Source organism: Atribacterota bacterium (assembly GCA_028703475.1).
Classification (GTDB): domain Bacteria; phylum Atribacterota; class Phoenicimicrobiia; order Phoenicimicrobiales; family Stramentimicrobiaceae; genus JAQVMU01.
The window spans coordinates 1-14,862 of sequence record JAQVMU010000036.1 but is presented as its reverse complement, the minus strand read 5'-3'; the positions used below and the strand labels follow the sequence as shown (position 1 = coordinate 14,862).

Here is a 14,862-nt window from a genome sequence, read left to right as displayed (position 1 = left end):
TCCACTGAAACAGGCTGTACAAAAATCTGATGGTTTATTCTTTTCAAAAACACCGGTTAGGTTCTTCAAGCTAATATATCCCAGAGTCTCTGCCCCTATCCATTCCCTTATCTGATCAATAGAAAAACGGTTTGCCCATAATTCCTCTTTATTCGGGGTATCAATACCATAACGGCAGGGATAGTTAACCGGCGGAGAACTAATTCTCACATGAACCTCTTTTGCTCCGGCTTCTTTCAATAGTTTCACCAGTTTTTTGCTGGTTGTTCCCCTTACAATTGAATCATCAACCATCACAACTCTCTTCCCCTTTACAATAGCAGATATGGAAGAAAGCTTCAATCTAACGGTGTATTCCCTTAATTCCTGTACTGGTTGAATAAAAGTCCGTCCAATATAGGGATTTTTCAGTAGACCTTCCTGGTAGGGAATTCCAGAACCCTGGGAGTACCCTAATGCCGCAAAACGTCCAGAATCCGGAACAGGGATAACTATATCAGCTTCAACAGGGTGTTCCAGTGCCAATTGCTGACCAATTCTTTCTCTGATAAGAGCTACATTTTCTCCAAAAACATTACTGTCAGGTCTGGCAAAATATATGTGCTCAAAAACACACAGACTCTTTCGATTAGATGGTATGATTTGCTTTGACTGGCATGAGTTTTTATCAATTACAACCATTTCACCGGGTTTGATTTCTCGAATAAATTTTGCTTTAATCAGGGGAAAAGCACTGTCTTCGGAAGCAATAGCATAACCGTTCTTTAATTTACCTAAGACAAGCGGATGGAATCCATAACCATCCCGCAAACCTATTAATTTGTCTTTAGTAAGAATTACCAGACAAAATGCACCTTTTATTTTCTTAACAATTTCTTCAATAGCTGTTTCAATATCATTATATTTAGTGGATCTTATTGATTGACAAAAAAGATGACTGTCTGCATCTCCATTGTCTGGCGGTTCTGTTGATAATGGTTCTCGAGAGAGGTCTTCCTTTAATTCTTTGGAATTAACAATTTGCCCATTATGGGCAAGAGCAAAAGATCCACCAGGGTATTGATTTAGTATAGGTTGACTATTCTCCCAGTTATTAGTACCGGTAGTAGAATATCTTACATGTCCAATTGCGGCATTACCCTCTAATGTATTTAAAATTTCCGTATTAAATACCTCTGATACCAATCCCAGATCACGGTAAACTAAAATACTTTTCCCGCTTGAAACAGCAATGCCGGCACTTTCCTGTCCCCGATGTTGAAGTGCAAATATACCTAAATGAGCTAATTTTGCTGCATCTATTTTTTCTTCATCTTGAATAAAAACACCAAAAATACCACATTCTTCATTCATTTTCTATCTCTTTCTCCCACGACATCTTAAGCTTTTTTATTTCTATATCTATTAGACTGCCGATCTTTAATCTCTCCCCTTCAACCTTTCCCAGTACCTGCATTGGAACTTCATATTTATCAACAATAGCCTTTAAATTTTCTATATTTTCTTCAGAAAGTGAAACTACTATTCTGGATTGAGACTCTCCAAACAATAATGCATCACTTCTAATCTCATCAGTGTCAATGTCTGCCTTTATACCCTTGTTGCCTGTTATACAACATTCAGCCAGAGTTACTGCTAAGCCGCCATCAGAACAATCATGTGCTGAAGATATTATTCCGGCCTGGATACTTTCTCTGCAAACATCCTGAACTGCCTTCTCCAGATTTAAATCAAGCTGAGGAGGTAATCCTTTTTCTATATTATGTATTACCTTTAAATATTCACTGCCCCCTAATTCTTCTCTATTTTTCCCTAGAAGAATTACCAGGTCACCATCATTTTTAAATGACATGGTACAAACATTCTTGAAATCCTCAATTATACCTGCCATACCAATAACTGGAGTAGGATAAATGGCTTTCCCGTTACTTTCATTATTCAAACTGACATTCCCGCTGATAACCGGGATATCAAATGCCTCACATGCCTCGCTAATCCCTTTAACTGATTCTTCCAGCTGCCAGAAAATCTCCTCTTTTGCAGGATTTCCAAAGTTCAGATTATCGGTAATCGCCATAGGAGTAGCTCCCTTACAGGAAAGGTTTCGTGCTGCTTCGGCAACAGCGATTTTTCCACCTGAAAAAGGATTGAGATAACAATATCTTCCATTACCATCTGTTGTCAGAGCAACTGCTTTTTTGCTTTTTTTAATCTTTAATATACCGGCATCATCTCCCGGAAACAATACGGATTCAGTCCCTTTTGGACTTATTTGTTTGCTGTCTTTAAACATCCATTTTTTATCACAAATATTAGGAGAAGATAGTATCTTTAACAATGTATCGTTAAAATCTGCCGGCTGAGCTATGTCTTCCAAATTCAATTTTTGTATTTCTTTAATATCAGCAGGTTCTTTACCTGTATAATAACGCAATGGAACATTTTCAGCCAAAGATTTTGCCGGTACTTCTGCTACTATTTCGTCTTTTTTCTTTAAACGAAGAATTCCATCTGAGGTTACTTTTCCTATTTCAGTGTATTCAATGCCATATTTATTAAATATTTCGCCTATTTCTTCCTTTTTATCCGGTTTGGCTACTAATAACATTCTTTCCTGTGTTTCGGAAAGCATGATTTCTCTGGGAGTCATTCCTTTTTCTTTTAGCGGAACCAGGGAAAGGTCTAATTCAATTCCACAGTTACCTTTACTGGCCATCTCGCAACTTGAGCTTATTAACCCGGCTGCCCCTAAATCCTGCATCCCTAAAATGAGATTTTTTTCAACCAATTCCAGACATGCCTCGATAATTTGCTTTTCCAGATAGGGATTTCCCTGGGGAATGGGAGGATGTTCTATTTTTTCTTCTCCCTCCAGTTCCCGGGACGCAAAACTGGCACTGCCTACTCCATCTCTGCCTGTTTTTTCTCCGGCTAAAATCACAACACTGTCTTTTTCTCCAGCTACGGCCACTACAATATCATCTTTTTTCACCAATCCAACACACATGGCATTAACCAGGGGATTACCGTGATAACTGTCTAAAAAGTAAGTCTCTCCGCCCATAGTAGGAACTTCGATATTATTACCATAGAAAGCCAGGCCTTTCGCAACTTCTTTTGCCAGATATTTCACATGTGAATCTTCAAATCTTCCAAATCGGAGAGAGCCCAACAGGGCGACCGGACGGGCACCCATTGCCAGAATATCTCTCACTACTCCACCTGAGCCGGTAGCAGCTCCATGAAAAGGCTCAACAGCTGAAGGATGGTTATGGCTTTCTATCTTCATTACAACGGCTAAACCATCTCCAATATCAATTACTCCCGCATTTTCTCCGGGTCCAAATATCACCCAATCAGCCTGGGTTGGAAAAATACTCAATACGGGTTTTGAACTTTTATAGCTGCAGTGTTCAGACCACATGGCAGAATAAAGTCCAAGTTCTGTATTATTTGGTTCTCTTTGTAAAGCCTCTAATATTTTCTGGTATTCATCTTCGGTAAGATCGTTTTCCTCCAAAATTCTTTTCAATGTTTCTTCTTTTTTATTAATATCTTCCATTATTAACTCCCTTTAGATAGATATTTTTTATATTTTAAATATCAATATACTTATTTATTTTAGACTCACATAATTATATACTATAAATTTACTGTAGCAGCACTACTGTTTTCCCCGCCACACTTTCTCCATTTTTTCAACCGGGAGATTAACCCATTGATTTATTTTAAGATTATCTCCTTTTACATGACCGATCTTCTTAATTGGTATCCCCTCTTTTTGAGCAAATTTAATTATTTTTCCTGTATTTTCATGATGAACACTAACAATAATTCGAGACTGACTTTCTCCAAATAAAGAACAATCAGAGCGAATGTTTGTTTCTAATTCAATCTCTGCACCCAGACCACCATTGATGCAGGATTCTGCTAATGATATGGCAAGTCCCCCTAAGGAGCAATCATGAGCAGAAACAAGCAAGTCTTTTTCAATCATCATTCTACAAAAATCCTGAATCTTTTTTTCCATTAATAAATTGAGGGCTGGGGGCTGTCCGCACTTTTTCTGATGTATCAGCTCCAAATATTCACTGCCTCCCAATTCATCACGGGTTTCTCCTAACAAGAAAATAATATCATTTTCATTTTTAAAATCCAATGTACAAATCCGGTTATAATTATTGATAATACCAACCATGCCGATAACAGGTGTCGGATCAATTGGTTTTCCATCATTCTCATTATAAAGGCTTACATTTCCACTTATTATCGGGGTATTAAAAAATTTACACGCCTCTGATAAACCTTTGATGGCTTGAACCAACTGCCAGTAACTGTCACTATTTTCAGGTGCACCAAAGTTAAGGCAATCTGTAACAGCTCTGGGTAAAGCACCTTTACAGGATATATTTCTTGCAGCCTCTGCAACAATGATCTGAGCACCTTGATAGGGATCCAGCAAACAATACCTTCCATTGCCTTCAGTGGTTAAAGCTATGGCCTTCTTGCTTCCTTTCAACCTTAAAACTGCCGCATCATCACCAGGCGCTAAAATCGTATTAATCTGAACCATATGGTCATATTGCTGGTAGATATCCTCTTTGCACGATAAATTTGGTGATGAAAGCAATCGAAGAAGAATCTCATTGTAGTCATCCAATTCCTTGATTTTATCCAGGTTTAATTGGTTTATCTTTTTCTGTACTTCTGGTTCTCTTATTTCTCTTTTAACTACCGGCGCACCATCTGCAAGGGATGATACAGGTATATCTGCAACAATTTTTCCATTATTCTTTACTACAAACCCTGGATTATCGGTAACAATTCCGATAATAGAAGAATCCAAATCCCATTTTCTTAAAGTCGACAGGACTCTTTCCTCCTGCCCTTTTTTAACAACTACAACCATCCTCTCCTGTGATTCAGACAACATAATCTCAAAGGGATTCATACCCTCTTCTCTTTGCGGCACACTGGTTAACTCAATTTCTAATCCGCTATTTCCTCTTGCAGCCATCTCACTAAGTGAACTGGTTAACCCTGCGGCACCACAATCCTGTAAGCCGATAACTTCATCAAATTTCACCAGTTCTAAACAAGCTTCAATCAGCAGTTTTTCTGCAAAAGGGTCACCAATCTGGACTGCAGGGCGATCTTCCTGAGATTTTTTATTTAATTCAACAGACGCAAAAGCTGCTCCACCTATTCCGTCCCGTCCGGTTTTGGCGCCTATCAGAATTACTGAATTACCTGCCCCTCTTGCAATAGCACGGGTAATCTGCCCTTTTTTTACCAGGCCTACACACATGACATTTACTAAAATGTTTCCCTGGTAGCTATTTGAAAAAAAAGTCTCCCCGCCAACAGTAGGGACACCAACACAATTACCATAAAAAGATATACCTCCAACAACACCGTTAAACAAATAGTTAGTTCTGTTATCATGGAAATCACCAAAAAACAGAGAATCCAGGACAGCTATAGGACGGGCTCCCATAGTAAAAATATCTCTCAGGATTCCCCCTACGCCTGTTGCTGCCCCCTGGAATGGTTCGATTGCAGATGGATGGTTATGGCTTTCCATCTTCATCACAATCAATTCATCTTCACCTATATCAATAACGCCTGCATTTTCTCCAGGACCCTGCAGCACCCAATCAGCTTTGGTAGGTAACAGTTTTAACAAAGGACGTGTATTCTTATAGCTGCAATGCTCACTCCACATTACCGAAAAGATACCTAATTCCAATTCGTTGGGTTCACGTTCCAGCATTTTGCAGATAGTTTTATATTCATGAGCAGTCAGATTCCATTTTTGCCAAAATTTCTTTTGTTTAAAATTTTCCATATATTACACCTGGGTAGTTATTTTATTAAAAGCAATTTACCTTTAAATGATTTACTATTGATTCAAATATAAGCCTTCCATCATCAGATCCAAGACAACTTTCAATAGACCTCTCGGGATGGGGCATTAAACCAATAACATTTCTCTCTTTATTGCAAATCCCGGCAATATTATTTAGAGAACCATTAGGATTTGCCTTATCTGATATTTTTCCATCAGCATCACAATATCGAAATATAATCTGTTTATTCTGTTCTAAATGCTCTAAAGTTTCCTTATCCGTATAATAACAACCTTCTCCATGAGCAATAGGTATTTGTAGTACTTTCCTGGTTTTACAAGCTATGGTAAATGGTGTATCAATTTCTTCAACCCTTATTGTCTGTTGTTTGCATATAAAATGAAGACATTTATTTCTGGTTAATGTTCCAGGTAGAAGCTTGGCTTCAGTTAACACCTGAAATCCATTACAGATTCCTATTACCAGCCCTCCTGCCCGGGAAAAATCGGTTACTGCTGACATAACAGGTGAATACCGGGCAATAGCTCCGACACGTAAATAATCTCCATAGGTAAAACCTCCAGGCAAAACAATACAATCAAAGCCATTCAAATCATCCTGTTTATGCCAAATCCATTCAACAGGTACTTTTATTATATTTTTAAGTGCATAATAGCAGTCAAAGTCACAATTTGAACCGGGAAATTGTATAATTCCAAATTTCATTTATTGTTCCTCAATTTTATAACTATAATCCTCAATTACCGGATTAGCTAAAAGTTTTTGACACATATCCTGCACACTTTTACTGACTTCATCCTGCGAATTACCTTCAAGCTGAATTTCAATCAGTTTACCGATCCTTACATCTTTGATGCTTGAAAACCCCAAAGAGAGTAAGGCATTATGTATTGCTTTACCTTGTGTATCCAGCACACCCTTCTTTAGCTTTATATTTATTTCTACTGACCACATATTAAGTACTCCTTATATATAAAATAACTCAATATAACAAATTATAATTTATTTAATAAAATGTTTCATATCTTTCAGGATTTCTTGAAGGGGAGGAATGTCTGAAAACCATTCTTTACCAGTAATTTCATTAGCAAAGGCTTGATATACTCTTGATATTAATAATTTCAATTCTAATGGTAATGGTTTTGGATTTCCTTTAACATTGTCTTTCCAATTAACTTTGTCTATTTCCTTTGCCTTTAATATTTCTGTATACCATTCACTTTTTCGATAATAAAGACGTGGGATTTCTTTACTAATAGGCATACCTTGATAGGTAAAACGGCATTCATCAAGTGTGCCGAGCACATCTACCAGTACAATATTCTGGTTTTGATCTAAGGCAAATTCAAATTTACCGTCTTCGTTTTTTAGACCTGCTTTTTTTACCTCTTTACTAATCATTTGATTAACTCTTAGTGTTATTGCATTTAGTTCTCCAATTTTTTGCTCAGATAAATTTGATATTTCCCGGGCTTCTTGCCATGAAAGATAGCGATCACTCTCTTCTAATTTAGTCGAGACATCTAAGTATGGATGGTCCAGTTCAACTCCTTCACCGGGCATATTATTTAAACCTAAGTCTTTAAGTTTTAACTCTCCTTTTTCTAAACGCTTAAATACACTTGACCCGCGTGGAAGAGTATTACGATATATGATTTCCAGGGGTATTAAATAATTTCCCTTTTCCTGATTATATATTTCATAATCATAAACATTCTTAATCAATTTTGGGTGCAAGACTCTATAAAGTTTTGTTTCCAGAACATTTACAGCTTTATCGAGTTCCGAAAGTGTTTTGATTTGTCCATCTTCTACTACACCAAGATAATGTGTAAGTATCCCGTTACTTTCCAATTTTTCAAAAAAATAAGCTGCGACAATACATAAAGCAGATCCTTTCTGGGGGATATGATCGGGCATCTCTCCCCAATCAAAAACTGAGTATCGGTCAGAAAAAATAAACCTTCCCCTTCCGGGGTATTCTCCAGCTGGAGCAACCAGTACTTCTAAATCTTTTACACTGCCCATACAAAAACTCCTCATAATATAAAATTTTTATTGAATTCCCTTATTGATTTCCAGGTTTATAATATTCTCTTCCATTTTTTGCACATATGCTGTTAATTTGTCTTTCAGCAGATTGTTTTCCAATGCCATAATCCTTGCTGCCAATAGTGCTGCATTGGCAGCATTGTTAATCCCAACTGTTGCAACAGGAACTCCTTTGGGCATCTGTACAATTGAAAGTAATGAATCAAGACCATCTAATGTTTGGGTTTTAACAGGAACACCGATTACCGGTAAAAGCGTTTTCGCTGCAATTACTCCTGGCAAATGGGCAGCACCTCCTGCACCGGCAATAACTACTTTAAATCCCCTCTTTGGAAATTGATTGATATATTGAAAAAGAAAATCCGGGGTACGATGCGCGGAAATTGCCCTTAACTCATAGCTTATTCCTAATTCCTGCAGAACTTCAGTAGCCTTTTCCATTATTGACTGGTCAGATGTGCTTCCCATGATAATACTAATATCCATTTTATTATACCTGCCTTCCATTTATTATTTTCTATAAAAATAAAAAACCCAGACCAAGAGGTATTCCAAATTAAGAGTGGAACCTCTCCGTCTGGGATTTTAACCCTACGGTGTAGTATAACCTTATACACTTTGCACCACTTGGTTCGAACCCTGCATTGGTTTTGACAGGTGAATCCCTAAGGTGCACTTCCACTCGTAGCCATCTGTGATTTACGGTCACTTGGTAGAAACGTTTCCGCCATATTCGAAAACTTATACGAGTTTATAAATCATAAAATATCTGTTGAAAATATAGCACCATTCCCGGTAATTGTCAAATCTTAAAAAATTATTAAGCCTATTATTCCACAGGTAAAAATTACTATGATCGGGTGCAATTTTTTTTCAAAATTAAATAAAAGCAGAAAGGCTGCAATTGCAATTCCTATATCTATAAATCCATCAATTACTGCTGAACCATAACTCCAAACAGCAAAAAATATAAGACTTAATACACCCAATTGCATATTGTTTCTTAATCTGCAAAAATATTCATTTTTATTATATTTTATAAGAATTGGTGTTAATAATGTAAAAATTGATAATGAAGGCAGTATGACTGCTATTGTTGCAACTACAGCGCCAATTATTCCTGCAATACGAAAACCGGTGAATGTTGCTGAATTAATAGCAATCGGTCCTGGTGTCATCTGGGCAATGGCAAATACCTCTGCCATCTCATCAAGTAAAAGCCAATTGTTTTTAACAACAATTTCATGCTGTATCAGTGGTATGGTTACCATACCACCTCCATATGCACCTATTCCTATAATCATAAAACTTATAAATAAATCCAATAATATTTTCACTATTTTATTCACCAACTATTATTTTTTCGAAAATATTTTTGTAAAATTTTAAATTTTCTTATTGGGAAATAAAAAATAACCAATTATACTTACTGTAACTAATGCAAAAACCGGATGTAGTTTAAGTACTCCCACTATTACAATACCTATGACACATACAGCAAGATGTGGCCATCTCCTGATTGATTTCCTGCTAAAAACAACACTTGCAAAGGCTAATTGGCCTACAACTGCAATTGCACAACCACGTAAAAATTTAACAACCAAAGGATTATAAAAATATGGGAGCAGTATGCCTACAATTAAAAGTATGATAAAAAATGAAGGTAGAACAACTCCTAACACTGATAGTATTAGACCTTTCCATCCCCGAAATCTTCTTCCTAATAAATAAGCTACATTTACAGCAATCACTCCGGGAACGGCAGTTGCCAGTGCAACTATAGAAAAAAAATCTGAATCTTCCATCCAGTTTTTTTTCAGCACAAGTTCATGTCTCATAACCATTGTCATAGCTATCCCGCCGCCAAATGTTAGCATTCCTATTCTGAAAAAAGTCCAAAATAGTTCGATAAGTGAAATAGTTTCTTTCTTATTTTTCATTTGATTAAATTGGGTATCTTTCTTAACAGTCAATATGCTTTTATTTCTAATAAATATGTGTTCTGATTCCTGATATCTTTATTTTTACAGGCAATTGCTACCCTCTATTTATTTTCCTTAACTATTTTCGCAATTGCTTTTATATGTTCCGGGGTTGTTCCACAACAACCACCTATAATATTTACTTTTAATTTTACAAATTTTTCCGCATATTCTGCCATCTCTTCCGGAGTTGCAGGATAAACAACCCTGTTATCCTTAAGATAAGGCATACCGGCATTAGGTTCAACCAGCAGAAGAGAATCAGTGATAGTTCTCATCCGGGTCATTATCTCATACAGTAATTTTGGTCCGCTTCCGCAATTGGCTCCAACACCGTCAGCTTCTTCTTTGAATAATTCTTCCACTGCTCTCTCTGGGGTTATTCCATAGATAGTCTTTTTGCTGTCATCAAAACTCATAGAGGCAAAAACTGGTAAGTCTGTGTTTTCTTTTACGGCTTTTAGTGCAAGTTTTATTTCAGAAAGATCATAAAAGGTTTCCAATAATATCATATCAACACCGGTAGAAGCCATTTCCTTTATTTGATCCTCATAGCCCTGATAAGCTTCTTCCGTTTTTAGTGGACCGATTGGTTGCAGTATTTCACCTGTTGGGCCTACCGATCCTGCGATAAAAACCTGATTTGAATATTTTTCCATATATTCTTCAGCTGCCTCTCGGGCAATTTTAACTGCTTGTTTATTTATCTCTTTCAGCCTGTCCTGTTGCTTTAATTTTAATAATTTTACTCCATTGGCTCCAAAAGTATTGGTAAGAATAATGTCAGCTCCTGCTTCCAGATAGGAAGTATGGATTTGTTTCACAATTTCCGGGTGATTGATATTCCACAACTCCGGACACTCACCTGATTTCATACCATTTGCCTGTAACATTGTCCCCATTGCACCGTCAATTACCAGGATTTTCTGTTTTAACAAATCCAAAACATTACTATTCAAGCTATTTTCTTCTTTATTCACCACATCGACTACCTCCTAAAAATATATTCGATTAAAATAAATAATGTATTAATATCATAACATTATTTTTGTCTTTCAAAAAATTATTTTAAAATTTTTCTATTTTTTCATTTTTATAAATAATCTTCTAAAATATTAAGACTTTTTATTGTGCTGCATAACCTGGAAAACTGGAAAATTGGAAAGATGCAAGAATGGTAACAAAATTATTATGACTATCAACGATTGTATTATTTATGTTTTTTTATTATTAATTTTTTTTAATTTTGATTTTAATTCCAATAAGGAAAAAGTATTAAGAATATTTCCCTTCTCTAACCAGCCACGACGGGCAACAGAAATTCCATATTTCATATTATCCATTGATGATAGCTGATGGGCATCTGTGCCAATTGAAAGAAGCACCCCTTTTTCCTTTGCGCTTTTCACATAAATATCATTTAAATCCATCCTTTCAGGGGATGCGTTAATCTCAAGGAAGGTGCCTGTTTCAGCAGCCATTCTGATAATTTCCTGAATATCAACATTATAAGGCTGGCGATATCCTATAATTCTACCGGAAGGATGAGCAATAATATTTACCAGCGGATTTTTCATTGCTTTAGTCAGACGCCCCATTATTTTGCCACTTTCCTGTTTAAAACCGGAATGAATAGCAGCAATAACAATATCCAGTTTTTCCAGAATACTATCAGGAAAATCTAATGTTCCGTCAGATTTTATATCTACCTCTATCCCTTTTAGAATAACAAGATTATTCATATTTTTATTAATCATATCAATCCGGTCTATCTGTTTTAGTAATTTTTCTTCAGTTAAACCACCGGCAACATAAAGAGATTGGGAATGATCGGTAATTGCAATGTATTGATATCCCTTCTTTTTTGCAGTATCGGCAATTTCAACTATTGTATTTAATCCATCACTGTCACTGGTATGAATATGTAAATCTCCCTTGATATCTTTAATGGTCACCAGCTCAGGTAACTGTCTTTTCTGTGCCGCTTCAAACTCTCCCCTGTCTTCACGCAGCTCAGGCATAATATAAGGCAGGTCTACTTTATCATAAACATCTTTCTCTTCTTTACCGGCAATCATTTTATCATTATCTGTTATAAAAACTCCATATTCATTGATTTTTAATCCCTTTTTAATTGCCATTTCCCGCAGACGGACATTATGTGCCTTTGAGCCGGTAAAGTATACCAGGGCAGCACCGAAACTTTCCAGCTTTACAACCCTTAAATCCACATGAACATTTTGTTGTGTTAAAATTGCTGACTTGGTCAAACCTTCCGCCAGTACTTCTTTCACCTCCGGCAGATGTGTAAATTTCTCCATTACTTTTTCGGGATAATTTGAAGTGACCAGTATATCAATATCCCCAATCGTTTCTTTTCTACGTCTCAAACTCCCCGCAATATCTATTTTGTCTACTACCCTTAAAGATTTGAGTTGATTGATTATCCCTTCTGCAACAGGTAGAGCAACACCCAATAAAGTCCTTTTCTCCCTGCCTTTATATATTTCTACGCCTCTTAATATATTTTCTTCTGCTTTACTACCCATCCCCGGTAGTTTCTGCAGTTTATGTTTCCTTGCAGCCTCTTCCAATTTTCCAATACTATCAATTCCAAGTTCTTCAAAAAATAGTTTAGCCTTTCGTGGCCCAACTTCAGAAATGTTTAACAATTCCAATACACCTGAAGGAATGCTTTGTTTCAGGTTTTCATAATACTCAAGTTTACCAGTTTCTATGAGCTCCCCTATTTTTTTAGCTATTGCTTCTCCTACTCCGGGTATTTCGTCCAGCTTGCCTGATTTATAAAGCGTTTCAACTTCCATAGGCAAATTTTCTATAGCACTGGCAACACGTTCATATGCCCTTATCTTAAACCTGTTGTCATCTTTTATTTTTAATATATTGGCTATATCATTAAATATCCCGGCAATTTCAATATTCTTTATCACCAGTAAGATTTCCTTTTATAATATTTTTTTACCATTATAATATTTATAATATCATAAAAAATTACCAGGTAGTAATATTCCGGCTTGATTTTTAATTGACTTGTTTATCATGGCTTACAATGATAAAATATCAACAATAGCAAACATTATAGTTTTTTTTAATGATACTTATGGCATTTACAGATTTTACATATTGAATATTAATTAAAATAATTATTAATTCCGGCTTCCTATGGTTACCCATATTGATTCAGGAGTCCTTAAATGACAGATAAAACAATTTCCTTAACGATGGATGAAATTGCTGAAGAAATAAAGGCATGTCAAAAATGCCCTCTCTATTCTACCAGACATAATGCTGTACCTGGTGAAGGCAATTACAAGAGTCCCGTAATTTTTATTGGGGAAGCACCAGGGGAAGTTGAAGATTTACAAGGGAAACCGTTTGTTGGTAAAGCGGGAAAACTTTTTACAAAAATATTAGAGTCTGTACAGATTAATAGAAAAGATGTTTTTATCACCAATATACTAAAATGTCGCCCACCGGGAAATCGTAATCCAAATAAATCAGAAGAAGAAACATGTTTTCCTTATCTGGAAAGCCAAATTGCTCTAATTAAACCGAAAATTATTGTCACACTGGGAAATATCCCAACCAAATACTTGTTGAATTCTCAGAATGGAATTTCCAAAGTAAGGGGTCAATGGTTTGACTGGATAGGCGGGATTAAAATTTTTCCTATGTTCCATCCAAGTTATTTGTTAAGACACGAGGAAACAACCCCGGGAAGTCCTAAAGAATTAACCTGGAAGGATATTCAGGAACTTAAAAGGGTATTAGAACAAATTAATGAAAGTGATAAATAATATTAATACACTATAAATTCATATTAGTTTTTAATAAAGGGAGGGAGGGAAAATATTACTAATGAAAATAAAAGAACTGATACATAGTATTGATAAGATTGCCCCATTTTTTCTTCAGCAGAGCTTTGATAACAGTGGTGTACAATATGCTGATATGGAAGAGAATATAAACAAAACCCTAATCTGTCTGGATGTCACACAAGAGATTATAAAAGAAGCAATCGAGCAAAATTGTAATACTATTCTTTCTCACCATCCTTTATTTTTTCAGCCTCTTACCAGGATTACCAAACAGGATAATCCATTAATTTTTCAATTAATACACAATCACATAAATTTAATTTCTGCTCATACTAACTATGACCTTGCGGAAAATGGTTTAAATGATTATTTTGGGAATTTACTCAATTTGAAGAAAATCGATTGTTTAGAGGAATCTCCGGAAAAAACATTCAAGTTAGCCGTTTATGTTCCTGAAAAATACCACAAAAAACTTTTAAATGCCCTTTTTTTAGCCGGCGCTGGAAATATTGGCAATTATTCTGAAACATCATTTACTTTTCCGGGAAATGGTTCTTTTAAACCTATGGATGGAACAAGTCCGTTTATTGGTGAAATCGGAAAAAGAGAATTAGTCAATGAAGTGAAAGTTGAAACAGTTTTTCGTGAAAGAGATACAGGTAGAATAGTTGACACTCTTTACAAAAACCATCCCTATGAAGAACCGGCTTATGATATTTACCAATTAAAGGCTATTAATAAAACCGGGATTGGTTTAATCGCAAATTTACCTTCAGATCAAAATCTGGATACTTTCTGTAAAAAAGTTAAAAAAATACTGAAGATCCCCTATCTAAGAATTGTCAAAGCCAAAAAACAAAAAATTAAGACCATTGCCTTATGTACCGGAAGTGGCGGTTCTCTAATAAATAAGGCAATTCTGAAAAAAGCAGACCTCTTAATCACCGGTGATATCAAGCATCACGAAGCGCTAAACGCAAAAGAAATGGGGCTGAATATTATTGATATTGAACATTTCCATACTGAAAAATTTTTTGTTCCTGCAATTATGAAACAGCTTATTGAGAAACAGGTTCCCCAAGAATTACTGTTTGCCAGCGAGCAAATGAGCTCGCCTTT

At 35.9% G+C, this 14,862-nt stretch carries 13 protein-coding genes and 1 riboswitch; of the genes, 2 read left to right on the top strand and 11 right to left on the bottom strand.

Annotated features, from left to right (window positions below; translation table 11 throughout):
- From purF to polX, 11 genes are all read right to left on the bottom strand, one after another.
- Positions 1 to 1,353, bottom strand: a 1,353-nt coding sequence (gene purF / locus PHQ99_05250; GenBank protein MDD4288975.1) for an amidophosphoribosyltransferase, incomplete at its 3' end; no start/stop codon positions are given.
- Positions 1,346 to 3,562, bottom strand: a complete 2,217-nt coding sequence (gene purL / locus PHQ99_05245) for a phosphoribosylformylglycinamidine synthase subunit PurL (GenBank protein MDD4288974.1) — start codon at positions 3,560 to 3,562, stop codon at positions 1,346 to 1,348. The genes purL (PHQ99_05245) and purF, both read right to left, overlap by 8 nt.
- A 102-nt stretch (positions 3,563 to 3,664) precedes the next feature.
- A complete protein-coding gene (gene purL, locus PHQ99_05240) occupies positions 3,665 to 5,848 on the bottom strand; it encodes a phosphoribosylformylglycinamidine synthase subunit PurL (protein ID MDD4288973.1) in 2,184 nt (727 codons plus the stop codon).
- A 25-nt stretch (positions 5,849 to 5,873) separates the two neighbouring features.
- Positions 5,874 to 6,575 (bottom strand): phosphoribosylformylglycinamidine synthase subunit PurQ, encoded by a 702-nt coding sequence (gene purQ, locus PHQ99_05235; protein ID MDD4288972.1) that lies wholly within the window; start codon positions 6,573 to 6,575, stop codon positions 5,874 to 5,876.
- The gene (gene purS, locus PHQ99_05230) at positions 6,576 to 6,824 is read right to left on the bottom strand and encodes a phosphoribosylformylglycinamidine synthase subunit PurS (GenBank protein MDD4288971.1); all 249 of its coding nucleotides are present in this window, start codon (positions 6,822 to 6,824) and stop codon (positions 6,576 to 6,578) included.
- Between the two features lie 48 nt (positions 6,825 to 6,872).
- Positions 6,873 to 7,898: a phosphoribosylaminoimidazolesuccinocarboxamide synthase gene (purC, locus tag PHQ99_05225; protein ID MDD4288970.1), complete on the bottom strand. Its 1,026-nt coding sequence runs from the start codon at positions 7,896 to 7,898 to the stop codon at positions 6,873 to 6,875.
- Positions 7,899 to 7,925: 27 nt separating this feature from the next.
- Complete coding sequence (purE, locus tag PHQ99_05220; GenBank protein MDD4288969.1) at positions 7,926 to 8,408, bottom strand: 5-(carboxyamino)imidazole ribonucleotide mutase; 483 nt, start codon at positions 8,406 to 8,408, stop codon at positions 7,926 to 7,928.
- 179 nt (positions 8,409 to 8,587) lie between these two features.
- Positions 8,588 to 8,691, bottom strand: a riboswitch (purine riboswitch).
- A gap of 40 nt (positions 8,692 to 8,731) precedes the next feature.
- Positions 8,732 to 9,259, bottom strand: a complete 528-nt coding sequence (locus PHQ99_05215) for a chromate transporter (GenBank protein ID MDD4288968.1) — start codon at positions 9,257 to 9,259, stop codon at positions 8,732 to 8,734.
- A gap of 48 nt (positions 9,260 to 9,307) precedes the next feature.
- Positions 9,308 to 9,862, bottom strand: coding sequence for a chromate transporter (locus tag PHQ99_05210; GenBank protein MDD4288967.1), 555 nt, complete (start codon positions 9,860 to 9,862; stop codon positions 9,308 to 9,310).
- A gap of 104 nt (positions 9,863 to 9,966) precedes the next feature.
- Positions 9,967 to 10,884, bottom strand: a complete 918-nt coding sequence (locus PHQ99_05205; protein MDD4288966.1) for a homocysteine S-methyltransferase family protein — start codon at positions 10,882 to 10,884, stop codon at positions 9,967 to 9,969.
- 234 nt (positions 10,885 to 11,118) lie between these two features.
- The gene (gene polX / locus PHQ99_05200; GenBank protein MDD4288965.1) at positions 11,119 to 12,852 is read right to left on the bottom strand and encodes a DNA polymerase/3'-5' exonuclease PolX; all 1,734 of its coding nucleotides are present in this window, start codon (positions 12,850 to 12,852) and stop codon (positions 11,119 to 11,121) included.
- Between the two features lie 267 nt (positions 12,853 to 13,119).
- Between polX and PHQ99_05195 the strand changes: the two genes are divergently transcribed.
- On the top strand, positions 13,120 to 13,722 hold the full coding sequence (locus PHQ99_05195) for a uracil-DNA glycosylase (protein ID MDD4288964.1): 603 nt from the start codon (positions 13,120 to 13,122) through the stop codon (positions 13,720 to 13,722).
- Positions 13,723 to 13,783: 61 nt separating this feature from the next.
- Positions 13,784 to 14,862: Nif3-like dinuclear metal center hexameric protein (locus PHQ99_05190; GenBank protein MDD4288963.1), on the top strand; the 1,079-nt coding region annotated here is incomplete at its 3' end.

Bases quoted from the DNA above. Each gene is read 5' to 3' on its own strand.
- purL (MDD4288974.1), bottom strand. From the start codon at position 3,562: ATGGAAGATATTAATAAAAAAGAAGAAACATTGAAAAGAATTTTGGAG.
- purL (MDD4288973.1), bottom strand. From the start codon at position 5,848: ATGGAAAATTTTAAACAAAAGAAATTTTGGCAAAAATGGAATCTGACT.
- purQ (MDD4288972.1), bottom strand. From the start codon at position 6,575: ATGAAATTTGGAATTATACAATTTCCCGGTTCAAATTGTGACTTTGAC.
- purS (MDD4288971.1), bottom strand. From the start codon at position 6,824: ATGTGGTCAGTAGAAATAAATATAAAGCTAAAGAAGGGTGTGCTGGAT.
- purC (MDD4288970.1), bottom strand. From the start codon at position 7,898: ATGGGCAGTGTAAAAGATTTAGAAGTACTGGTTGCTCCAGCTGGAGAA.
- purE (MDD4288969.1), bottom strand. From the start codon at position 8,408: ATGGATATTAGTATTATCATGGGAAGCACATCTGACCAGTCAATAATG.
- PHQ99_05210 (MDD4288967.1), bottom strand. From the start codon at position 9,862: ATGAAAAATAAGAAAGAAACTATTTCACTTATCGAACTATTTTGGACT.
- PHQ99_05195 (MDD4288964.1), top strand. From the start codon at position 13,120: ATGACAGATAAAACAATTTCCTTAACGATGGATGAAATTGCTGAAGAA.